20 protein-coding genes are annotated in these 21,281 nt (G+C 47.3%); 8 read left to right on the forward strand and 12 right to left on the reverse strand.

Translation table 11 applies throughout. The annotated features are described in order from the left end of the window. Positions 1-76 precede the first annotated feature (76 nt). From OSC7112_RS26750 to OSC7112_RS26765, 3 genes are all read left to right on the forward strand, one after another. Positions 77-1,288, forward strand: coding sequence for a general stress protein (locus OSC7112_RS26750; protein WP_015178816.1), 1,212 nt, complete (start codon positions 77-79; stop codon positions 1,286-1,288). 989 nt (positions 1,289-2,277) lie between these two features. Beyond that, complete coding sequence (locus tag OSC7112_RS40215; RefSeq protein WP_190274273.1) at positions 2,278-2,421, forward strand: hypothetical protein; 144 nt, start codon at positions 2,278-2,280, stop codon at positions 2,419-2,421. A 353-nt stretch (positions 2,422-2,774) separates the two neighbouring features. Beyond that, entirely contained in the window at positions 2,775-3,836 is a 1,062-nt protein-coding gene (locus OSC7112_RS26765) for a pentapeptide repeat-containing protein (RefSeq protein ID WP_015178817.1), read from the forward strand. Positions 3,837-4,019: 183 nt separating this feature from the next. On the opposite strand, the gene OSC7112_RS26770 is transcribed toward OSC7112_RS26765, so the two are convergent. Both OSC7112_RS26770 and OSC7112_RS40220 read right to left on the reverse strand, forming a co-directional pair. Further along, positions 4,020-8,918 carry an ATP-binding protein gene (locus OSC7112_RS26770; RefSeq protein ID WP_015178818.1) on the reverse strand — a complete coding sequence of 1,633 codons (4,899 nt, stop codon included), beginning with the start codon at positions 8,916-8,918 and terminating at the stop codon, positions 4,020-4,022. A gap of 73 nt (positions 8,919-8,991) precedes the next feature. Then, positions 8,992-9,135, reverse strand: coding sequence for a hypothetical protein (locus tag OSC7112_RS40220; RefSeq protein WP_190274274.1), 144 nt, complete (start codon positions 9,133-9,135; stop codon positions 8,992-8,994). Positions 9,136-9,632: 497 nt separating this feature from the next. Here OSC7112_RS40220 and speD point away from each other — a divergent pair, with 497 nt between their 5' ends. Then, a complete protein-coding gene (gene speD / locus OSC7112_RS26780) occupies positions 9,633-10,055 on the forward strand; it encodes an adenosylmethionine decarboxylase (protein WP_006633984.1) in 423 nt (140 codons plus the stop codon). Positions 10,056-10,139: 84 nt separating this feature from the next. Here the strand turns inward: speD and OSC7112_RS26785 are convergent, their stop codons facing one another. Further along, positions 10,140-10,739, reverse strand: a complete 600-nt coding sequence (locus tag OSC7112_RS26785) for a hypothetical protein (RefSeq protein WP_015178819.1) — start codon at positions 10,737-10,739, stop codon at positions 10,140-10,142. Positions 10,740-10,884: 145 nt separating this feature from the next. Here OSC7112_RS26785 and queF point away from each other — a divergent pair, with 145 nt between their 5' ends. After that, on the forward strand, positions 10,885-11,304 hold the full coding sequence (gene queF / locus OSC7112_RS26790; RefSeq protein ID WP_015178820.1) for a preQ(1) synthase: 420 nt from the start codon (positions 10,885-10,887) through the stop codon (positions 11,302-11,304). A 37-nt stretch (positions 11,305-11,341) separates the two neighbouring features. Here the strand turns inward: queF and OSC7112_RS26795 are convergent, their stop codons facing one another. The 3 genes from OSC7112_RS26795 to tnpA form a co-directional block, all read right to left on the reverse strand. Next, positions 11,342-11,539 (reverse strand): DUF2283 domain-containing protein, encoded by a 198-nt coding sequence (locus OSC7112_RS26795; RefSeq protein WP_015178821.1) that lies wholly within the window; start codon positions 11,537-11,539, stop codon positions 11,342-11,344. Continuing rightward, a complete protein-coding gene (locus OSC7112_RS36225; RefSeq protein ID WP_071884005.1) occupies positions 11,526-11,744 on the reverse strand; it encodes a DUF4258 domain-containing protein in 219 nt (72 codons plus the stop codon). Before OSC7112_RS36225 ends, OSC7112_RS26795 begins: the two co-directional genes overlap by 14 nt. Before the next feature lie 146 nt (positions 11,745-11,890). After that, positions 11,891-12,304, reverse strand: coding sequence for an IS200/IS605 family transposase (tnpA, locus tag OSC7112_RS26800; RefSeq protein ID WP_015175269.1), 414 nt, complete (start codon positions 12,302-12,304; stop codon positions 11,891-11,893). Between the two features lie 45 nt (positions 12,305-12,349). Between tnpA and OSC7112_RS26805 the strand changes: the two genes are divergently transcribed. After that, on the forward strand, positions 12,350-13,753 hold the full coding sequence (locus OSC7112_RS26805; protein ID WP_015175270.1) for an RNA-guided endonuclease InsQ/TnpB family protein: 1,404 nt from the start codon (positions 12,350-12,352) through the stop codon (positions 13,751-13,753). Between the two features lie 131 nt (positions 13,754-13,884). Here the strand turns inward: OSC7112_RS26805 and OSC7112_RS26810 are convergent, their stop codons facing one another. From OSC7112_RS26810 to OSC7112_RS40225, 5 genes are all read right to left on the reverse strand, one after another. Then, positions 13,885-15,297, reverse strand: coding sequence for a cytochrome c biogenesis protein (locus OSC7112_RS26810; protein WP_015178822.1), 1,413 nt, complete (start codon positions 15,295-15,297; stop codon positions 13,885-13,887). 268 nt (positions 15,298-15,565) lie between these two features. Further along, the gene (locus OSC7112_RS26815) at positions 15,566-16,297 is read right to left on the reverse strand and encodes a cytochrome c biogenesis protein CcdA (RefSeq protein ID WP_015178823.1); all 732 of its coding nucleotides are present in this window, start codon (positions 16,295-16,297) and stop codon (positions 15,566-15,568) included. A gap of 228 nt (positions 16,298-16,525) precedes the next feature. Continuing rightward, positions 16,526-16,768, reverse strand: a complete 243-nt coding sequence (locus tag OSC7112_RS38660) for a hypothetical protein (RefSeq protein ID WP_150111613.1) — start codon at positions 16,766-16,768, stop codon at positions 16,526-16,528. A gap of 109 nt (positions 16,769-16,877) precedes the next feature. Beyond that, positions 16,878-17,594, reverse strand: a complete 717-nt coding sequence (locus tag OSC7112_RS26820) for a pentapeptide repeat-containing protein (RefSeq protein WP_015178824.1) — start codon at positions 17,592-17,594, stop codon at positions 16,878-16,880. Between the two features lie 272 nt (positions 17,595-17,866). Beyond that, positions 17,867-18,013 (reverse strand): hypothetical protein, encoded by a 147-nt coding sequence (locus OSC7112_RS40225; protein ID WP_190274275.1) that lies wholly within the window; start codon positions 18,011-18,013, stop codon positions 17,867-17,869. Between the two features lie 175 nt (positions 18,014-18,188). Between OSC7112_RS40225 and OSC7112_RS26825 the strand changes: the two genes are divergently transcribed. Beyond that, positions 18,189-18,902: a tetratricopeptide repeat protein gene (locus OSC7112_RS26825; RefSeq protein WP_015178825.1), complete on the forward strand. Its 714-nt coding sequence runs from the start codon at positions 18,189-18,191 to the stop codon at positions 18,900-18,902. Between the two features lie 109 nt (positions 18,903-19,011). Here OSC7112_RS26825 and OSC7112_RS26830 read toward each other — a convergent pair whose 3' ends face one another. Continuing rightward, on the reverse strand, positions 19,012-20,349 hold the full coding sequence (locus OSC7112_RS26830) for a peptidylprolyl isomerase (RefSeq protein WP_015178826.1): 1,338 nt from the start codon (positions 20,347-20,349) through the stop codon (positions 19,012-19,014). A gap of 119 nt (positions 20,350-20,468) precedes the next feature. Between OSC7112_RS26830 and OSC7112_RS26835 the strand changes: the two genes are divergently transcribed. Further along, positions 20,469-21,020 (forward strand): peroxiredoxin, encoded by a 552-nt coding sequence (locus tag OSC7112_RS26835; RefSeq protein ID WP_015178827.1) that lies wholly within the window; start codon positions 20,469-20,471, stop codon positions 21,018-21,020. The last annotated feature ends 261 nt before the right edge of the window (positions 21,021-21,281 follow it).

The raw sequence follows: 21,281 nt of genomic DNA on the forward strand, positions 1-21,281 counted from the left end.
AATGTGATTGATGGCAGCAAGCAGAGCATAAATTCTGTGGTTGTGAAAAAGTAGTATATTTTGCAGGAGAAAGAAAATGGCTTTAGGTCAACACAAGCGAGCAGTAGGAGCATTTTCTAATTACCGAGATACGGAACTAGCCCTGATGGAGCTGCAAAGTGCGGGGTTTCCGATGAATAAAGTTTCGGTAGTTGGGGAAAATCTCGATCGCAGCGAAATTGCGGGCGCTACCGCTGGTAAGGGTACTGACGAGAAAGTGGGTGGTGGCGCAAAAGCAGGCGCGACAGCGGGAGCTGTAACGGGCGGTTTGATTGGGTTACTCGGAAGCATTGGAGCGCTGGCGATTCCGGGAGTTGGCCCGGTGATGGCGGGGGGCGCGATCGCAACTCTGCTGGCAGATACTGTAGTCGGAGGCGCGATTGGGGCTGCAGCGGGCGGTTTGGTAGGCGGTTTGGTCGGTTTGGGAGTTCCCGAAGCAAAAGCTAAAGTTTATAGCGATCGGGTCTCGCGCGGAGAATATTTGGTATTCGTAGAAGGAACAGATGCTGAACTTGCCACAGCCGAAGGAATTATGAGCGTGCGGGGCATTCACGATTGGGGCATTTACGATGTTCCCGCAGACACCGGCCGGAGAGCTTCGGGCCGCCAGAAGCGCGCCGTGGGAGTATTTTCCACCCGGCGCGAGACGGAACACGCACTGGGAGAACTGAGAACTGCCGGTTTCGACATGAATCGGGTTTCGGTCATCGCTAAGGATGCTGACTCTAAAGGGGACATCGCAGGCATTGACGTACACGACAGCGCGGACAACAAATCCGACGAAGGGGCCACAAAGGGCGCACTCACAGGCGGTACTTTGGGCGGTTTGACAGGCTTGTTGGTAGGTCTGGGCCTAGTGGCAATTCCGGGAATCGGGCCGATTATGCTGGCAGGAGCCTCAGCTACCGCCCTCGCCACTACACTCGCCGGTACGGCTTTGGGTGCTGCAGCAGGCGGCTTGATCGGAGCTTTAGTCGGTATGGGAATTCCCGAAGAGGAAGCTAGAGCATACAACGATCGCGTGGCAAGGGGAGATTACTTGGTACTGGTTGACGGCAGCGAAGCAGAAGTCGCTCAAGCAGAAACCATTCTGAGCCGCGGAGGCATTCAGCATTGGAACACCTACGACTATAATCCCAGCGTCGATAGCGCTCGGGCTGATTACGGCGCTCCTGGGACTCCGGGCGTTGATACTACGGCTCATATTTACGACCCCAATCAGGGCGTTACCCGCCACCCTAGGGTTTAATACTTCAGACTTTGTTTGGGGATTGTTTCTACTTCCTGCAGGGTAGTGGCCCTCGCGCACTCGGATTGTGGAAAGCGATCCAACCAACAGCGGCGAGCTAGCGGTTTTACGCTTCGTCGGTAAAAGTATCTCACAGGTCGGCTTTTTCTCTGAAAGCCGGCTTGTGTTTTGTTCTGGAAACTTAAAAAAGCCACCTGTCAAAAGTTTAATTTTGATTAGGGGCCCAGTCCGCGAGCTGGGCTTTGCGCCGGAGGACCGATCGGCTCCCTGAAATTTTACAGCCGATTTCGGCAGCGTTTTTTTAGTCTGTAACACTCACTACTGCTCGATTTTAAACCCCGCAGTAATATCAAATTTAATGACCTAAATTACCGCAGATATTGCCCAGTTAGTCAAAGAGCGACTATCTTTAATTATGGGTAGCTAATTTTAGCAACTTATACAGGTGAAGTAGCCAGTCCCGCGCGCCGACTACGGCCTGCAGTGGTCGGCAACTATTAGAATAATATTGTCGTCGCCTTCCCGCAAGACTTAGGCTGGTCATTGCTTGGCTGTAGCAGCCCAATTGCTGTTGGCAAGACCTGCGGCATGAATACAGTTTTTCTGGGAATGCCTCAGAAAAGCATTTGAGAAGCCCAGGAACAGCTTTTATGTCCGGGAGCGCGTCTGGTGTCGAGTGTTCTGTAAATTAGAACCGCAAGCGCTCATGGATCGAGAAAACATTAACAGCAAGCACAGCAGCGCGGGAATAAGGGAACGACTCGCGATCCATTTTTTCGCGCAATCTCAGGCTCAGCAGAGCGTATTGCTTGCTTCGCCGGCGACTCGCTCAGCACTCAGAGGGAAACAGCCTTCCTGTTGGTTTTCACTGGCACGGAGCACAGTGGGGGGAGGTGACACTAGCTGAGCTGGGCTGGCGCTGCCGTCCGGGTTACTCGAAGGTAGAAGGCACTTATGTAGAAGGCATTAGGGGTTGAAGCTCCAATATCTTGTTTCTTGATTGCACTCATAAATTCGATCGCCTGTACTGGCAAATTTTCGGGTCAGAATGCGGCGCGGATGCTGCCACCAATCGCCCAAATATGCGATCGACCTTGACAAGAGCGATCGACAACTTCTCGGTATTTTGGTAAAGAGTTAGCAGGTAATAGTTAGTGGTTAGCAGTTAGTATAAATACAACTAACCATTAACAACTAACATCAACCGCCAACTAATTACTAGCAAAATAATACTTACAGGACTTACAGGCGAGAAACGCGGTTTTTTCATAACTTCCGCGCTAGCCAACCTCAGATTATACCATAACCTGGTTTATTTTCGTAAAAAATTATAACTAGGTGAGCAGGGTGATGGTAGGAATTAAGCAGTTTTGACAATTGTTAATGTGGCAGTATTAGTTTAAAAAACTGACTGGCAAACACGATAGTACAAACTTTCACACAACATAGAACATCGAGAGATTAAGGAAACTCACTCAATTTTTTTATGAATTTCACTGAAGCTTTAAGTGCCGATGAACTTTTAATTAGACATAGAAACGGGGAACGAGATTTTCGAGGAGCTAACCTCATTGCAGCTCATTTGAGTGAAGCTAATCTCAGTCGAACAAATTTGAGCAGCGCTAATTTGAAAGGTGCCAACTTAATTAAAAGCAAACTGATTGGAGCTAATTTAAACGCCGCCGACTTGAGCGGGGCTAATTTGTGTAAGGCGAAATTAATTGAAGCTAACCTGGGGAGTTCTAGTTTAACTGGAACTGTGGCGATCGCCGCAGATTTTAGCGGGGCAAATCTCAGCGGAGCAATATTGTCTCAGGCTGACTTGAGCAAAGCTGTGATGACGGGAGCGAGTTTAGTAGGAGCTTGTTTGCTAAGCTGCTCGAAACTAAATGAGGCTAATTTGAGCGGGGCGACGCTGAGCCGAGCAATTATGAGCGGGGTTGACTTAAGCAGAGCAAATCTGACGAGAGCGATTCTCAGCGAGGTAGATTTGACTGGGGCGAACCTGAGCGGAGCAACTTTAACTCGGGCTTATCTCAATCGCGGAAATCTCAGCGGCGTCAATTTAGTTGGGGCTTCTTTGAGCGAAGCAAGTCTGCGGGAAGCTTCTATTTGCGCTGCTAATTTGAGCGCTGCTGACTTGAGCGGTGCTGACTTGCAATCGGCCAATCTAAATGGCTCTAATTTGAGCGGTGCCGACTTGCAGGGAGCTAATTTGAGTAAAGCTAATTTAAATGGTTTGATTCTGCACAATGCTGATTTGAGGGCTGCGAATTTGAACAAAGCTTCTTTGCGGGGAGCTAACTTGAGCGGTGCAAATTTGGCAGGTGCTAGCTTGCTGGAAGCAGATTTGCGGGGGGCGAATTTGAGTCACGCCAATTTGTCGGGAGCGGGTTTGCTGCTGAGTTCTCTGACAGGGGCGAATTTGACAGGAACTAATTTGTCCGAGGCTAATTTGATTGGGGCAAGCTTGAATGTTGATAATTTGAATGAAGCAGCTTTGGGCGGGGCGATTTTGCCGAATGGAGCTACTCACAGCCGGGATTGATGAGTTGATTAAGAGAAAATAGTTTTGAGTTTTAAATTAAAGAATCTTTAATTCAAAACTCAAAACTTTTAACAAGAAAGAATTCAGGATTCAAGAGTCATAATTCAGTTGTGGGGGACGGGTTTTAATAGATTGTCGGCGCTCGACAATCTATTAAAATTTGGAGTCAGCGATGCAGTTACCTTAGCGTTTCCTTAGCAAAGTCACGATTGCTTTGACTAACTCATTGGGTTGGACAGGTTTTGCAAGATGATGTTGAAACCCAGCAGCAAGAGCTTGCTTCTGATTAAAGTCTCCAGCATAAGCAGTCAGGGCGATCGCCGGAATTTGCCCGCCCTGCTCTGGTGGTAGAGCTCTCACTTGCCGCACTAGCATATAGCCATCCATATCTGGCATTCCGATGTCGCTCAGGAGGATATCGAAGGGTGTGGCTAAGAGCAATTGCAGTGCCTCGATCGCAGACCCAACAGCAGTCACTTTTGCCCCCGCTTGTTCGGCTACAAACGCCACAAACTCCCGCGAATCGAGTTCATCATCCACAACCAACACCCGCACAGAGGCCAGGTGAAGATCGTCCGATCGAGCTTCAACCCGGCCGGCAACTGCTTCAACCGGATTCGCGGTATGCCAGAGGGGAAGTTCAACGGTGAAGGTGGCTCCCCGTCCTTCACCCCTACTCTCCACCCAAATTCTGCCGCCGTGCAGTTCCACAATTTGACGCGCGATCGCCAGCCCCAATCCCAAACCCCCGAATTTACGAGTTATGGCTCCATCCTCTTGCCGAAAATGCTCAAACACATAAGGCAAAAACTCAGGATTGATGCCTTTTCCAGTATCGGCGACCAGAATCTGGGCATAGCTTCCAGTTTGGGTTAACCTAACCCTAATTTGCCCGCCTTGAGGGGTGAATTTCACTGCATTCGATAAAAGATTCCAGATTACTTGCTGCAAACGCCCGGAATCGCCCATTACCATTCCGATGCCCGGTGAAAAGGTTGTTTGAATTTGCAGTGACTTGGCTTCGGCTGCTAGTCGAACGGTTTCCAAGGCGGCCGAGATCGCCATATTCAAATCAACGGACATCGCATTCAAACTAAGTTTGCCGCTCAGAATGCGGGAGATGTCGAGCAAATCATCAATCAGTTGTAACTGGAGTTGGGCGTTGCGTTCGATCGAGACAAGGGCGCTAGCCGTTTTTGCAGCGTCGAGTTTCCCGTGCTGCAACAGCTTCGACCAGCCGAGAATAGGGTTGAGGGGCGTTCGCAACTCGTGAGACAACACTGCCAAAAACTCATCTTTGATTCGGTTGGCGGTTTCGGCTGCTTCTCGTGCAGTCTGTTCGCGTTGCAGGAGTTGTTCGCGTTCAGCTTCGTGCGAAACGCGATCGCTAATATCTTTGAACACGACGGCAACTTTTCGGGATTCTGGCTGCCCGGTGCGGCAAGCATAAACGTCAAACCAACGGTTCATCGCTTCGGAGCCATTTTCAAAGCGAACGGATTTACCCGTCAGCGCGACTTGTCCGTAAATCTTAATCCAGTCGTCTTCAAGATTTGGAACTAACTGACGCGCCGTTTTACCAACGGCTTGTCGAAGTCCTGTTTGTTGCTCGAAGCCCGGATTGATTTCCAAGAAGCGGTAGTCGATCGGCGTGTCATTGGCATCAAACAGCACTTCAATGATGCAAAAGCCTTCATCGATCGACTCAAACAGCGTTCGGTAGCGTTCCTCCGATTGGCGCAGGGCTGCTTCCGCTTGAATTCGATCGGTGACATTCCTGAAATAAACGGTGATTCCCTTTGCCGCTGCGTAGGTGCGGACTTCGTACCATCGATCGCGATCCGGATAAAACGCCGTGAGTGACCCAGCCACGCGATCGCGCATGGCGCTCCGATAGATCGGCTCAAACTCCCTACCCATCAGCGCTGAGTATTCTTCCCATAAATTCTTGCCAATCAAATCACCCGGAATGCGATCGAGCAGTGTACAGGCGGATTGATTGACGTAGGTAAACCGCCAGTTTTCATCCACGGCAAAGAATGCTTCAGCAATGCTCTCGAGGATATTCCGGCTCTGATCCTCGCTTTCGCGCAAGGCTTGTTGGACCTGTTGGCGCTCCTGTTCGACGCGCACGCGATCGGTGATGTCAACGGCAGCGCCGTAAATCACTTGTTCTTCTGGGTACGGCTGGGCATTCCAGAGAAACCAGCGATAAGAACCGTCTCTGTGCCGGTAACGGTTTTCAAACGTCAAGGTTTCGTTACCACAGAACAGACTGTCGGCTTCTGCAATGGAGGCGCTGAGGTCTTCTGGGTGGACAAACTCTGTCCAGGGGCGGGATGTCATTTCGTCCGGTGTCCAGCCGAGGGTTCGTTCAAAGGTTGGGCTGACCCAGCGGAAATACCCGTTGATGCCCGCAATCACTTGCAAATCCGAACCGACGGCAAGAAACCGTTCCCGTTCCCGATCGATTTTTTTGCGATCGTTGATATCCCGGAAGAAAAGAGACAGCCCAGTCGGTGAAGGATAAACGTGAACCTCAAGCCACACATCAAACGGAGCATAATATTCCTCAAAGTCCACCGCAACCTGCTCGCTGAGCGATCGGCGATACTGGAATTCAAACTGAGTGCCGATCGTGCCTGGAAATGCTTCCCACATCGTTTTGCCCAGCATTGCTTCTAGGGGAGTTCGCGACACTCGCTGTGCGGCTTGGTTGGCGTAGGTAATGCGAAAGTCGAGCTCCATTGCCATAAACGCATCGGTTACGCGCCCCAGAATGGTTCGCTCTCGCACTGTTGCTTCCTGCCGCAGCCGGGAGAGCTTCAAACTTGCTTCTACCCTTGCCAGCAGTTCGCGCGCCGAGAACGGTTTAATCAGATAGTCGTCGGCTCCGGCTGCGAGTCCTTCAATGCGGGATTCTTCGCCCGCGCGGGCTGATAATAGAATGATGGGAATGTCTTGGGTTGCGGGATTAGAGCGCAGCGATCGCAACAACTCAAACCCATCCATCCCCGGCATCATCACATCTGTCAATACCAAATCGGGTGGATTCTTCTCAATGGCAGTCAATGCGGCAACTCCATCGGCGACGGTTTGAACAATATAAGAACCGCTCAGGAGTCGCCGAATATAATCGCGCATATCAGCGTTATCATCTGCCAATAAGATATCGGGCATCGGCCATCGGGCATCGGGCATCGGGCATCGGGCATCGGGCATCGGGCATCGGGCATCGGTAGATTCTTCCGACTTCCATTTCTCTTCTGACAACCAGCGTTGAGCTTCTTCGATATATGGCATCGACCCTAACGCCGTTGATGCTAACGTGCGACTTGCGCCAATGCGCTCCGGCTGCAGATGAGCTGTTCCGGCGGGAATCGTCACCGTAAAGCAACTGCCCTGCCCAAAAGTGCTGCTGACATCGATCGCTCCCCCATGTATTTTGACGAGTTCTTGCACCAGCGACAGCCCTATGCCGGAGCCTTCAAAACTCCGTCCTTGAGAATTTTTGATTCGATGAAATCGCTCAAATAAATGCGGTAGTTCTTCGGAGTGAATACCGACTCCTGTATCTGAAACCGTTAATTTAACACAATTTTCTAGGCACTGCAATCGAACAGTAATTGTTCCTGCTAAGGTAAACTTAAAAGCATTTGATAATAGATTGAGAACGATTTTTTCCCACATTTCGCGATCGATATAAATCGCTTCGGGCAGGCTGGGACAGTCAACAATCAGCGACATTCCTGCCCGTTCAATCAGCGATCGAAACGTGCTGGCAAGTTCCGCCGTATAGGTTGCCAAATCTACAGGTTCATAAGATGCTTGGACTCGACCTGCTTCGATGCGCGAGAAATCGAGCAAGCTATTGACGAGTTTGAGCAGCCGCATTCCATTGCGCTGCACCAACTGTAATTGTTCGCATTCTTGAGGTGGAATTGTTCCATCCAGGTTGGCGATCGTGTCTTCTAAGGGAGCCAGCATTAAGGTCAGCGGCGTGCGGAATTCGTGCGAAACATTGCTAAAAAAAGCGGTTTTGGCGCGGTCTAACTCAGCTAATGCTTCGGCGCGTTTACGCTCTTGTTCATAGGCTTGGGCGTTGGCGATCGCTGTTGTCACCTGCCCTGCCATCAAGTCGAAAAAACCTTTGTAATCATCATCAAAGGTTCTCAGCGGACTCACTCCAGCAATCAGGAACCCGAAGGTTTCTCCCGATCGGCCCAGCGGTAGAACTACCGCTAGATGAGGAGATTGGGACCACGCGCCGCCCGGTAAAAGTCCAAATTGCGCCTCCAAATCTTCAATGATTCTGCTTTCGCCCGTCTCCATGACTTGCTTCAATTGCCACTGGCACTTTTGGGCGGATGCAAGCTCGATCGCCTCACAAGAGGCAAGGGTTCCGGCTGCTAACCTTGTTGTAGCGGCGAGTCGTGCGATCTGGCTTTCGCCATCGAGTAGATAAAACAGCGCAAACGGGATGTCATAGGCGTTATTGGTCAATACGGTGGCGGAAATCTCGCAAGCTGCTTCTTGCGTCTTGGCAGTGACTGTTTCTGCTGCTAATTCGCGCAACGTTGCCAAGCGGCGATCGCTCAAAACGCGCTGAGTGTCCTCGCTACAGGCGCAGAAAACGCCCCCCACCGGGCCATCATCATTGGCTACCGGACTGTAGGAAAAGGTAAAGTAGGTTTCCTCTGTATACCCGTTGCGTTCCATCACCAGAAGCAATTCTTGATTCCACGTCGATTGTCCCTGGTTCAAAACCGCTTCTGCTTGGGGGCTTAGCGTGTCCCAGATTTCAGCCCATATCTGTGAGGCAGGCTGACCTAGTGCTTGCGGATGTCGCTTGCCGAGGATAGGAATGTAAGCATCGTTATAAAACTTGGTCATCTCCTGTCCCCACCAGACAAACATGGGGTAGCGAGATCCTAAGACGATCCGAATGGCGGTTTTCAAGCTTTGAGGCCAGGTTTCGACAGCCCCCGGCGGCGTTTGCGACCAATCGTGCGATCGCATCAGCATCGCCATCTCGCTATTGCCTGCAAAAATCTGTTCGACGAGTTGATACTGCTGGATCATGGGCTTGTCTTTCCCTTTGGCCGACACAAACGGGCAACTATCTTCACTATCTCTGCTGACCGGGCGGGTTTAGCTAGGTGACGCAGAAACCCAGCGGCGATCGCCGGTTGCGGGTCAACTTCTCCAGCATAGGCTGCCAAAGCGAGCGCGGGAATCTGCCCGCCGGGCGATCGTCTAGGATCTGTCGAATTTTACCCATGAGAGCATAGCCGTCCATCTTTGGGCTTTCGATATCGTATCAATTGGGCCACAGCCAGAACGATCGAGCTTTGGTTTTTTAGCCACCAAGTAAAACAAAAGATCGCTTTAGTCAAAGAAGGTTGTTTGAGCAGAACAAGGCAGCGCTGAAATAACACGAATTCGATTACTAGCCTGTGCCTGTGAGACAGTTTGAAGGAGCATCTCATATTTGTAACAACACTTCTTCGGGCTCCTTCGTTCTTCCTCCTTCGTTTTTCCTCCTTCGTTCTTCCTCCTTTTTTCTGACTCTTTCCTCCAGGCTCGCAGCAAGAGGGGCTCCCAACTCCAATTTCTAGCTGGGCTCCTTTCATTGAGATGCTCCGCAGTTTGACCCCAGCATACCGTCAGCGGTTGGTCATGCGTACTTCTCCTAATCTTCATCTTTATTTGCGAAATATACTTGCAAAATTTTTGACATCGTGCTACGGTTAAAAGGTTTGAGACTTAACATCAATAGAGGTAAAACCCCGCAGAATGAAACAATTGGGAACCCATCTGGTCGCTGATGCTTGGCAGTCTCCTGGAGACCTGCTCAACGATCCTGAACGTATCCGCCGCGCTATTCTCGATGCGATCGAAGCCGGAGGAGCTACTCTCATCGATTTGTGCGTACACCAGTTTAGTCCTCACGGAGTGACAGCTACTGCTACTTTGGCAGAGTCTCATATAGCAATCCATACTTGGCCTGAACACGGTTATTTTGCAGCAGACTTATTTTTCTGCGGAGCCGGCGACCCTCACCGAGCCATGAAGGTGCTACAGACAGCTTTGGAAGCTAAACAGGTAAAACTCACTGAGTTCACGCGCGGTTTCGAGCCAGGGGTGGGCATTGTAGGTTCTGCTTGTGAAGAGCAGTATGCCCCTCGTTCAGTAGAAACGAGTGCCGCCAGAGGATGATAGCCAATTAGCGTAACTTTGAACAATTTATGCTAGGTTTTGTTTAAAATCCCACGGCTCAATCCGTGGGATTCTTGCTGGAATTTACTTTTTGATTAATAAAGGGCGGACAACTAAATAACCTGCACCGAAAGCTGCAATCACAATCAGAAAAATCGCGATCGCCAACCACAATCCGCTTAAGTCTGAGGTTTTTTTGAGTTGAGATCGCACGCGGTAAGGAGTTTCCGGCACCTCTGTAAATAATTTTTCGGGGAGTGGTTGCGGCATCGAGGCGGCTGTTGCTTCCGGTTCCGGTAGTGGGAAGGGGAAAGCCACTGTCTGAGGTGGTTGAGGTATGGCAGAGTTAGTCTGGGAGGTTGCAGGTGGTGGGGGCGGAGGTTGAACGCTGAAATTGAATTTGTTGACTGACGGCATTTGAGGCATCCCTGTCTGGGTGACGCTCTGAGCCGAGTTGACTACTTGCTGTAACTGTTGGGATACTTGAACTACTGTTTCTACTTCTCGCCGCAGTTGTTGATTTTGTTGGACTAATTGCTGATTGTGGGTTTTGAGGGAATCCACCATCGCTTGGGCTGCTTGGAGCTCTGCCGTGACTTCTCGATAGAGGGAAATCGGTACCGATGGAGAGTAACTATTTGAGTTTTCAGGGGAAGTATTGTCAGATAAGGTAGTATTTTGCATAATTGTAGATGGCGAGGGTGAGCTTGTTTTAGTTTAGCCTGAGAGTATTTGCAATTAGATCGATCGCAACACAATTCGTCAAGATATTTGTTACAGATATTGAAGGTAAATTTAATTTAATGTTACAAGTTTTTAGTCAATCGCTATGAACAACTACGCACCGGAACAAACTATGTCGCAAAAGTCAAGCACCGAGGCAATGAAATACGGCGAACGCCAGATTTTGGAAGGCGAGTTAATTACTTTCCCGAATCCGCGAGTCGGGCGGCGCTACTCGATTAACATTACGTTGCCGGAGTTTACTTGCAAATGTCCGTTTTCTGGCTATCCCGATTTTGCGACAATTCACGTTACTTACGTGCCAGACGAGCGGGTGGTAGAGTTAAAGGCGCTGAAACTGTACGTTAACAGTTATCGCGATCGCTACATTTCTCACGAAGAATCGATCAATCAAATTTTAGACGATTTTGTGGCGGCTTGCGCGCCCCTAGAAGCGACGATTAAGGGCGATTTTTCGCCGCGGGGGAACGTCCACACCGTGATTGAGGTGTCGCACCAGAAGTAGGTGCAGTCCCTTTGAGTGTCCGCCCGCTTGAACTGCTTTAGCGGGTAGGTATCTCATCGGAGAGAGATTCTAATGACATAAATTGTTTGACATTTAATATTTCAATCAACACCAGTTCTCCGCTGCTAGAATAGTGCAGAATCATGTTCCCTTCATCTTCGGCATAAGCGATCGGGCAATCGGAAATTTCGATCAGCATCGCATCTACATCAGGGCTATATCTAATCTTTTTCATATCTTGACCTCTTACCAGGATAAGCAGTAATTACTAAAATTTTATCATCATATTCTTGGTAAACTACTCTTAGGACAAGTCCATTCAATCTCTGCTGACAAATAAACTTTCCTTCACCACTTGCTTCTAACTTACTAGGGGTTCTGATAGTTTCCGAAATCAAATCTGTTGATATTGTAACCCCGCGACTTTCTAGAATCTCTATTTTTAGCTAGACAGACGGGAATCCCCACACCATACCGATCAAGGTTGGTGTGGGATGAAAGGCGCGTGAGACGAGGATTCCATCTGTCCACAATCTCAAGGCGCAGCTTTGAGCGGTGGACAGATGGATGACGAGACGAACAAATCTTATTCTACAGGTCTATCTTGCCCCTCAATATACTTCTTTAATTGCTCAACCGTCACGCCACCACATGAAGCAATAAAATATCCATTTGTCCAAAAAACATCTTTCCAGTAAACTTTTTCAACTTCATCTACAAACTCTTTCCGCAAATAGCGACTAGATACAGTCTTAAGATTGTTGATAAGCTTACTTGGTTCAGTTTGCGGTGTATATTGAAGCAGCAAATGTACGTGGTCACGCTCACCATTAAATTCTACCAATCTTCCTTCCCATTTTTCCATTAAGTTCTTGAAAATTTCCTCAAGCCTAGACAACATTTGATCGGTCAGAACTTTCCGCCGATACTTGGTTGTCAACACTAAATGACACTTGAGATCGGAAACTCCTCTGGCTTTATGGATAAAATCTGTACTCATAGACTTGACACCAAACAACATTCTCTGATAAATTAACACTAATTAATGCGTATCGGCTACGATGCAATGAAAGCGACCTACCAGTACCAGTTCTATCCCGACACTAATCAAAAGTTAACCCTCAACCATTGGCTGAGAATCTGTCGCTATTGGTATAATCGACAGTTAGGTGATCGATTTGATTGGTGGGAGATGAACCGCACTGCTATAAATGCTTGTCCATTGATTGCTAGCATCTCTGCGCCCCGTGCGAAGCCCAACTACTACTCCCAAAAACAACAATTGCCCGTCATTAAGAAAGACCTAGTAAAAGTTTTTCATAGTGGCGAACTTTTGGATTTTAAGCAGGTAGATTCAACCGTACTGCAAGATGTCTCTAAGCGAGTAGACAAAGCTTTCGAGCGGTTTGTCATAGGGGATAGTAAGGGCGGAAGATCGGGTAAACCCCGCTTCAAGACTGAGGCAGACTACCGGACGATGACTTTTTCTACAGCTAACAGCGACTGGATTAAGTTGGTTCGTAAGAATTGGCTTTATATCCGACTGCCAAAGCTAGGCATCATAAAAGTTCGGATGCACCGTCTAATCCCTGATGGGTTTAGCGTCAAGCAAATCAGCGTAACTAGGAAGGCTGACGGTTGGTTCATCCAAATAATGCTTGAAGACGCTTCAGTACCGCAGTTTATTCCTGATAAAATTACCCCAAACTGGAACAACTCGATCGGGTTGGATGCGGTACTGCATGAAGATGTCTACCTGGCATCATCATCGGGCGAAAAGTTGCCTTCGTTAAAACCACTTCGTAAAAACCAATCTAAGTTAGACCGCATTTCAAGGAAGCGGAATAAGCAAAAACGTGGCTCTAAATCTCGACGAAAATTAGCCAAAAAAGAAGCGAGACAACACCAAAAAATAGCGCGTTCTCGCCAAGACTTCCATTACAAAACGGCTCACAAACTTGTCAAGTCTGGAGCTAAGTTTTTCTTTCACGAAGATTTGAACTTAAAGGGCTTAACAAAGCGGAATAAAGTTAAGCAAGACGATGAGGGTAATTACCTTCCGAACGGTCAATCAGCAAAATCAGGATTGAATAAATCTTGGTTGGATGCTGCGTTCGGTCAATTTTTCAAGACGCTGGAATACATAGCCGAAAAAGCTGGATCAGTCGTCGTTTCGCAAAAACCTGCTTATACTTCAATGGTTCTGTGCTATCGGAATGAAATCATTTTTACCGATTGTGGGATACGGAATTATTGGGATGAGCAAAACTCTCTGATGGTTGATCGCGATATTAATGCTGCGATAAATCTAAAGAGACTTGGGTTGGACATTTTCCCAAGTATAAAACGCCGTAGCGGGAATCTTTCTGTGGTGGGAACTATGGATGACAGTACCGTAAAGGAAATCTTGCACACCCTTCATCGGGCTGCTAAGAAGCCCACATCATAACTGTACTCAGTTTGATGTGGGAGTATGTCACTAAGGCATGTTGACTGAACTCAATCCTTTTTATCACATTTATTTCCTGTTTAATTATCCGTTTTTCACCTGGTGTAAGGTGCGCTAGGCGCACCCTACGGTTAGTTTTGATTCGCTAGAGAAGTCGGTGCTATTTCGCTCTTTTCTTCCTCTTTTTTCGATTCTGCCAACTTGTCCAAAATCTCCACAACTTCTCTTTCAAAACTCACCTGAGCGCGATTAGTGCGCCCGCCGACGTATAGTTTGCCGTTTTTTTCCAAAGCCCAAATCTGCGAGTGAGACAGATAGCTCATCAGCACGCTGAGCATCAGCAACCCGAAGCCAGTATAAACTATTGGAATGCCCGGATCGGCTTTAATTTGCAATCCCGTACTGCCTACAACTTCGTCAATTGCCAGCATGACTCCGTTAACTTCTACCGCCGTGCCTGCGCGAACTGTAGTTAACAATTTGCCATCCGTACCGTACACTAACATCGTTCCTTGCAAGTCTTTTGCTAGCAGAGAAACTCCTGCACTCAAATCTGGTTTTGTGGGAATCCAAGCACCCCAAATTCGACCTTTACCTTGGGTGTCTAGCTGAGCCATTGGCAATTGTAAAACCGGGCTTTTGTTGAGGCGAACTCGCACGGCTGCTATTGCCCAATCTGCTTGATAAAATGTGACTCCCCGGTATCTGAGGGGCTCGTTAACGTGAATGGTTTTGCGATCGACCTCTTGGCCTGTTTTGTCCAAAACTGACAGGTCAGAGTAAAATTGGTCGATCGCACCGCTCGGAGTATAATCAATCCAAAACCGATTAACTCGCATCGACCAATCCTTCGGTATTTGCGGCCCCGCCCAAGGCCCCGCATCCATGATATTCTGCACCTGAAATGTTTCGCCGCTGGGAACCATTTCTTGACCTAAAAATCCCGTCATCGCGCCCCACATCGACCCAGCTAAAATAATTAGCATACTGGCGTGAACAATAATCGGGCCGACTTTGCCAATTATTCCCTTGCGGGCATAAACTTTTTCGCCTTCTCGAAATATGCGATAGTTTTTTTGCTGCAAAAGTGGTTCTAACGAAGTTAAAGCAACTGTTTCTAATTCCGCACTGAGAGCTAATTTTTCAAACTGCTTTGGTTCTTCATAAAATTTCCAGCGGCGGGCGGATTTTAATGCGGGAAATTGTCGGGTAAACGTACAAGCTGTTAAGCTGCTGCCGAACAAAATTAGGATTGACAAAAACCACCAAGTGCGGTATACGTGGTCTAGCCCTGCAATTAGCACAACTTTCCAAGTTAGGAAGCCGAACAAAGCGGGGTGTTCTGGATAGTTAGATTGGTAAAAGGGTACTGATTGACCTTGTTCGATGACGGTGCCGGAAATGCTGAAAAATGCGATCGTCAGCAGTAAGATAATTGCCAGCCGCAAATCTGCTAGCACCGGCAAAATTTCTCGCTTGAAAAACCTTTGAGGGGCAGTCGCCCAGCTTGAGAGTTTTGATAGAAATACGTCTTTTGATGTCATTGGTAATTATGAAGGAAGTTCGGCAACGGATTTTGTAACGGAAGGAAGAAGGGAGAAGGAAGAAAAAGGAGGAAAAAACAAAAAATGAACAAAATATTATTATTATTTTTATTGAGAAAGTCTCAATCAATTTTGAAGTCTTTCACTTTTCTTTTTTCCTTCCTTCGTGTTCTTCGCGTCTTCGCGGTTCGTCAAAAAAAACTTAATTCACGCATTTAGTTAAGATTGCTATATCCTTAAATAAGGACTGAAGTCCTTACTACAAGCCTTACGCGGGAAGGATTCGGGAAAGCAGGGAGAAAACGCCAAATCCTACTAGCAAAACGCCGCTAACAGGCGTAATCCAACTCGACCACCGACGTAATTCTAACAACTTTTTAATGCTGGCAGTGAAAGTACCTGCTATTATTAGGGGAGCGACGTAGCCAGCAGCGTAAAACAGCAGCAACACACCACCTAAAACTGTATCTCCAGTTTTGGAAACCCAAGCTAAGAGTGTAGCTAAAACCGGCGTGCTGCAGGGAGACGCTACTAAACCAAAAGTTAAGCCCAATAAGTACGATCGCACGCCCGCAGGCAAATCTTTCGGCACCCACCCCACAGCGTCGAAAGACGGCATTTCCAAGGGTAAAGCTTCGAGTAAATTCAGCCCCATTAGAATAGCAATAATGCTGACAAGAATTGGCAAACCCAGACCAATTTTGCCGTAAACTTGTCCGGCAAATGATGCTACAATACCTAAGCCCGCAAGGGTGGTGGCTAATCCCAGGGAAAACCACGCAGACTGGGCTGCAGCTTGCAGGCGACTTTTTGCTTCGTATCCACCGATGTAGCCGATCGTGATCGGCAACATTGAAAGCATACAGGGCGTTAAGCTCGTTAGCAACCCTGCCAGAAAGATGACTCCGACGCTGACTAAACTGAGGTTTGTCAGTTGAGTATTTACTAAATTATTAGCAAATAGTGCGAGTTGGTAAAGTTGAGTTTGCAGGGTTTCCATCAGTCGATTTTAGATTTTAGATTTTAGATTTTAGATTGACTCCACAGCCCATCGAGTTTAGATTTTAGATTTTAGATTTTAGATTAACTTCACAGCCCATCGATTTTAAATTTTAGATTTTAGATACTCCACAATTGATTTTAGATTAACTCTACAGATGAATCTGGGAGCTTAAACTAAATATCTAATATTTTTGCTCTTCACGACTTCTGTCGGGGGCTGGTATCCCTAGGCAGGTGACTTCACGTTCGGGGCTGTTCTGGGTTTGTTGAAAATTGTAACAGATGCGCGCAGGTTTGGTTTGAAATTTAAGATTTTAGCGAGATTTACTGGTTGGGAGTGAAAAGGTCGATCGCACCCTGGTTGAAATTGATATCTTGACAGCATCCTCAACAAGCTGTTGGCAACGGGCGCAGCTTGGGAGTGAAAAGGTCGATCGCACCCTGGTTGAAATTGATATCTTGACAGCATCCTCAACAACCTGTGGGCAAGGGGTGCAGCTACACCAGATAATTCATTGACTGCGAAATCAGCCCGAAAACCTGTTGTGAAAATTATTCAAACAGACTTTAATTAAACTTTACTTTAAATTAAAGCCAATTTCTTCATTAATAGAGCCGTCTGGCATTATTGCCCCTGCCAGCACCGCACCTCTGAGATTTGCGCCAGTTAAAATAGCGCCTTCTAAATTAGCATTGCTCAAATTTGTGACTTGTTTGGAACCTCGGAAAAAGAAGCTGTGCAAGTCAGCACCTGTCAAATTACTGTCTGCCAAATTAGCATATTGCAAGTCAGCACCGTGCAGCGTCGCATTCGTTAAATTAGCGTGGGTAAGATTGCTTCCCCACAGTCGAGAATCTAAGACATTAGCATCTTGTAAATTGGCGCGGCTCAGATTTGCCAAAGTCAGATTAGCATCCCACAACTTCGTGCCGTTGAAATTAGCTTCGGTCAAATTGGCTCGACTGAGATCCGTGCCTAAAATATCAGCATTTGCTAAATTAGCGCCGGTGAGGTCTGCGTCAGAAAGGTCAGCATTTTTTAAGTTAGCACCGGACAAATTAGCGCCGCTCAAATTAGCGCCGGACAAATTGGCTTCTTGGAGATTAGCTCCCCGCAAATCGACAGCGCTCAAATCGCATTGCTTCCACAGAAAGCTGACGCACCAATTATCTTTTAATAGGTGACTCAAATCCTCCCCATTCGCGGCCATCACAGGAGGAGTTAAGTAGAGAGTGAACAGGAAGATCGCCAACACGGCAGCGAAGAAAGTTTTCAACCTCATAACTCTTTTCATTGACACTAATTTGCGCCATAAATTATTGATGTCTAATCAAAGCATAGCAAATAATCTGCAACTTCCCTCAGCAAGATTACTCAAAAATATTAGTGTAGTGAAAGATTAATGAGGGTTGGCGCATGCACAAACTTAACTCAGCCAGCCTTAGACGCGCTTTGAGCTAGAAACCCGGTTGATTCACAAATGCCTCTCTTCCAAACTAAAATTTTTCCTAAAAACCTGGTATGAGATAACCGCAAGTTCGATCGAGATTTGCCAGTGCAATATCGCTACAAAGTAATACTTGCAGCCGGCAGTTGCGATCGATCTCCCAGGGGCATACCTGCAAACAATCCCGGTAGGAACTGCTCAATACGGGAAGAAAGAAACCGCCAAGCTAGCCTGAAAACCTTATATTTAAATGGTTGTAGACGCATTTTGTCTGAATTGCGATCGTCATCACTAACTAAGCCGAACTTTCATCACACAAGTCAATGCCCCAGCATCACCAAATCTCATCAAACTTATCACTTTTCTGAGACTGCGGATATCACTGTCAATAGCTCAATCATTTAGGAAAATAAGAGCATACAGTTAAACAGCACTTCTCCCATGCCTACTATCCCCCTTCTCCAAACCCAATTAGTTGTGACAAATATTTTCAATTCGATCGAATCTTTGGGATTCACTAATATTGCAGCCAAAGTATTTCCGGGGGAGCAAGCTGAATCCCGACAAGAGGCAAATTTAAAAGTTAGTACCAAAAAATTTTACACTCAGGGTTTAAAAAATCTCGAACAACAAGACTTGCACGGCGCTATTAAAAATTTTACTGCCACAATTAACATTAATCCGCAATTTGCGTCAGCTTACAACGATCGCGGTGTGGCCCGCTACAAATTAGGCTACAAGCAATCGGCGCTCGAAGATTTAACTACAGCCATCGAACTCAATCCTTACCGAGCCAAGTATTACACCAATCGGGGGTTTATGCTGACTGGTTTAAAACATTATACTGCGGCGATCGCCGATTACAACTCGGCACTGCTGCTCAACCCTAATGTAGCTCAATCTTACTTTAACCGAGGTGCTATCCGCCTGCAAATGGAAAATTCCCTGGCAGCACTAGCTGATTTTGAGTCAGCAATTCGCCTCGATAGCGATTTTGCTAAAGCTTACTTTAACCGAGGAGTGACTCGATATAAATTGAGAGAGGTTCAGGGAGCATTTGAGGATTTTCAGAAGGCTGCCGAGCTTTTTAAGCAACAGGGGAGGATGGATTATTATCAAGATGCGGTTTGTAAAATTAGCCAGCTATGGTATTAGTTGAATTGGGGAATTGGGAATTGGGAATTGGGAATTGGGAATTGATAATCAGGTAAGGTGCACCGAAGAGCACCCTACCCTTATATTTATTGCCTCAGTCTTGTTAAAGTTAGCCAATTCTCAAGGCGGCGTCGCCGACTGGCAAGTCATCAGGACGGGAAATAGTAGAAAAGTTAATTGCAAAGGCGGCGTTTTGAACTGCTGCGGGGACGGAATTTTGAACCACAGCCAAAGTAACTCCTCCAAATTGAATGAGTGTGTCGCTGCCAGATTGGGTGAAGGAGGTGTTGGATAAACCGCTGGTTAAGCCAATACGATCGCCATCTCCCGGCCTAAAATCAAGAATTATATCGCTTGCCGTATCTAAAGCCAGATTTTCGCCTGTGGTCAGAACAAAAGTATCTGCACCTGCGCCACCAGTGAGAGTATCGCTACCAATATCGCCGACTAAAATATCGTTACCATCGCCGCCGATTAAAACATCGTTACCTCTGCCGCCTCGCAAAAAGTCGTTACCAGCATCGCCATTGACAGTATCGTCGCCGAGATTTCCGTTGATAATATCGTTGCCAACACCGCCGCTAATCAAGTCGTTACCTTTGCCGCCTCGCAAAAAGTCGTCGCCTGCTTCGCCAGTGATGGTATCGTTACCTTGGCTGCCATTAATTGCATCATCCGTCGGTGAACCGAGGATGCGATCGTTTGCGCTACCTCCCACTACACCGCTGGGATTTTGCTGAGAGTCTTGGGAAGTGGCTTGATAGTTGTTGGGGGTGTTTGACAGTCTGAGGGATCGCAAAGATAAATTTACGAAATTGGTACTGTTAATGAAATCGTTGAGTACATTAACGTCGGTAATTATGCTAGAAACCCGGCTGGGGACAATACCTCCAACGACTTTTGCAGTCGAAATGCGATCGCCCTGCTGCACCGCATTCACCGTTTCAAAACCTTGAATAACGTTGCCAAAAACAGCATAATTCCCATCCAAAAAGGGCAAATCATCCAAAGCAAAATAAAACTGCGAAGAAGCCGAATTCAAAGCATTAGAACGAGCCATTGCCACAGCCCCGCGAGTATGCTGCAACTGCGGCGTCTGGGTTACAACTTGGTTGTAAACAGGTTGCGCGGCCCCTTGCGGCTTAATTTCCAAAGGAATAAAACGCGCCTGATTGGTATCCGGGTCAATAAAACTACCCGTTCCCAATTGACTGGCTGGAATTGTAGTATCTCTGCTGCGCGGATCGCCTCCTTGCACCACAAAAGGATCTGGCTGGCGCACAACTCGGTGAAACATCACCCCGTCGTAAATGCCGCGTTCAACTAAGTCAACAAAATTTCCCCCAGTAATCGGGGCATTAGTGCCGTCTACTTCGATCGTCACGGGTTGACCGTTAATTACCTGAACTACTATAGCTTTGCCTGGTAATGGGAGTGCAGCGCTCATAGATAAATTGCTATTTGAGTGAGTGATATTTGGGTTTTAGAAGCAATCCGCGAATTGCCCCTACCCATTTAATCAGAAAACTGTAAACTTATCTTAAGTACAGTTCTACTTCTAAATTTATGATGTCCCGTCGCAAGTTTTTTAGCACTTTATTGGCAATTTGTCTAGTTTTTCTAAGTTTCAATTTTGCCGCACCTGCATTTGCCCTCGGTGGCAAGCTTCCCACGGTGAATGAAGCCGCACCGGATTTTAGTTTGCCGACAAACAGCGGCGACGGACAAGTTTCCCTGTCCGATTATCGCGGTAAGTGGCTGGTAGTCTATTTTTATCCGAAAGACTTTACATCGGGTTGTACGATCGAAGCGCGGAGATTTCAGGAAGACTTGCCGAAATACTTGGCAAAGAATACTCAAATTCTCGGTATTAGCGCTGATGATGTCAACTCCCACGCGGAATTTTGCGATTCGGAAGGTTTGAAGTTTCCGCTGCTAGCTGATACGGATGGTAAAGTGAGTAAAGCTTACGGTTCTTGGATGAGTTTTATCTCGGCGCGGCACAGTTTTATTATTGACCCTGAAGGTATTTTGCGCGAAACTTTTGTGAAGATTAATCCCGCGATTCATTCTAAAGAAGTGTTGGCTCGTTTGGGTGAATTACAGGCTAACGGGTAATACCATTTTAGATTTTAGATTTTAGATTTTAGATTTGAATCATTGGGAATGACTGATGAAGCTTGTGTTTGTAGTGAGGACTAACATCCTCTGAAAATGCAGATAATTTTAGTCTTCACTGCAAACACGATCGGGTTGATTTGAGTTCACATCTTGCACCATTCTCAATAATTCTTTTTTGGGTGGGTTCTCCTCCCCACCCTAGGAGAAAATATACTCTTCGCTTCACGGGCCACAGATCCCGTTTTTGACAATGGTGCA

Origin of the sequence: Oscillatoria nigro-viridis PCC 7112, from assembly GCF_000317475.1 — a bacterium.
GTDB classification, from domain to species: domain Bacteria; phylum Cyanobacteriota; class Cyanobacteriia; order Cyanobacteriales; family Microcoleaceae; genus Microcoleus; species Microcoleus nigroviridis.

What these genes read in the sequence shown, in the direction of transcription:
- OSC7112_RS26795 (WP_015178821.1), bottom strand. Translation starts at nt 11,539, where the DNA reads ATGAAAAAGATTAGATATAGCCCTGATGTAGATGCGATGCTGATCGAA.
- speD (WP_006633984.1), top strand. Translation starts at nt 9,633, where the DNA reads ATGAAACAATTGGGAACCCATCTGGTCGCTGATGCTTGGCAGTCTCCT.
- OSC7112_RS26835 (WP_015178827.1), top strand. Translation starts at nt 20,469, where the DNA reads ATGATGTCCCGTCGCAAGTTTTTTAGCACTTTATTGGCAATTTGTCTA.
- OSC7112_RS26820 (WP_015178824.1), bottom strand. Translation starts at nt 17,594, where the DNA reads ATGAAAAGAGTTATGAGGTTGAAAACTTTCTTCGCTGCCGTGTTGGCG.
- OSC7112_RS26830 (WP_015178826.1), bottom strand. Translation starts at nt 20,349, where the DNA reads ATGAGCGCTGCACTCCCATTACCAGGCAAAGCTATAGTAGTTCAGGTA.
- queF (WP_015178820.1), top strand. Translation starts at nt 10,885, where the DNA reads ATGAACAACTACGCACCGGAACAAACTATGTCGCAAAAGTCAAGCACC.
- OSC7112_RS26765 (WP_015178817.1), top strand. Translation starts at nt 2,775, where the DNA reads ATGAATTTCACTGAAGCTTTAAGTGCCGATGAACTTTTAATTAGACAT.
- OSC7112_RS26785 (WP_015178819.1), bottom strand. Translation starts at nt 10,739, where the DNA reads ATGCAAAATACTACCTTATCTGACAATACTTCCCCTGAAAACTCAAAT.
- OSC7112_RS26825 (WP_015178825.1), top strand. Translation starts at nt 18,189, where the DNA reads ATGCCTACTATCCCCCTTCTCCAAACCCAATTAGTTGTGACAAATATT.
- tnpA (WP_015175269.1), bottom strand. Translation starts at nt 12,304, where the DNA reads ATGAGTACAGATTTTATCCATAAAGCCAGAGGAGTTTCCGATCTCAAG.
- OSC7112_RS26815 (WP_015178823.1), bottom strand. Translation starts at nt 16,297, where the DNA reads ATGGAAACCCTGCAAACTCAACTTTACCAACTCGCACTATTTGCTAAT.
- OSC7112_RS26810 (WP_015178822.1), bottom strand. Translation starts at nt 15,297, where the DNA reads ATGACATCAAAAGACGTATTTCTATCAAAACTCTCAAGCTGGGCGACT.
- OSC7112_RS40225 (WP_190274275.1), bottom strand. Translation starts at nt 18,013, where the DNA reads ATGCGTCTACAACCATTTAAATATAAGGTTTTCAGGCTAGCTTGGCGG.
- OSC7112_RS26770 (WP_015178818.1), bottom strand. Translation starts at nt 8,918, where the DNA reads ATGATCCAGCAGTATCAACTCGTCGAACAGATTTTTGCAGGCAATAGC.
- OSC7112_RS26805 (WP_015175270.1), top strand. Translation starts at nt 12,350, where the DNA reads ATGCGTATCGGCTACGATGCAATGAAAGCGACCTACCAGTACCAGTTC.
- OSC7112_RS38660 (WP_150111613.1), bottom strand. Translation starts at nt 16,768, where the DNA reads ATGCTGTCAAGATATCAATTTCAACCAGGGTGCGATCGACCTTTTCAC.
- OSC7112_RS26750 (WP_015178816.1), top strand. Translation starts at nt 77, where the DNA reads ATGGCTTTAGGTCAACACAAGCGAGCAGTAGGAGCATTTTCTAATTAC.
- OSC7112_RS40220 (WP_190274274.1), bottom strand. Translation starts at nt 9,135, where the DNA reads ATGGACGGCTATGCTCTCATGGGTAAAATTCGACAGATCCTAGACGAT.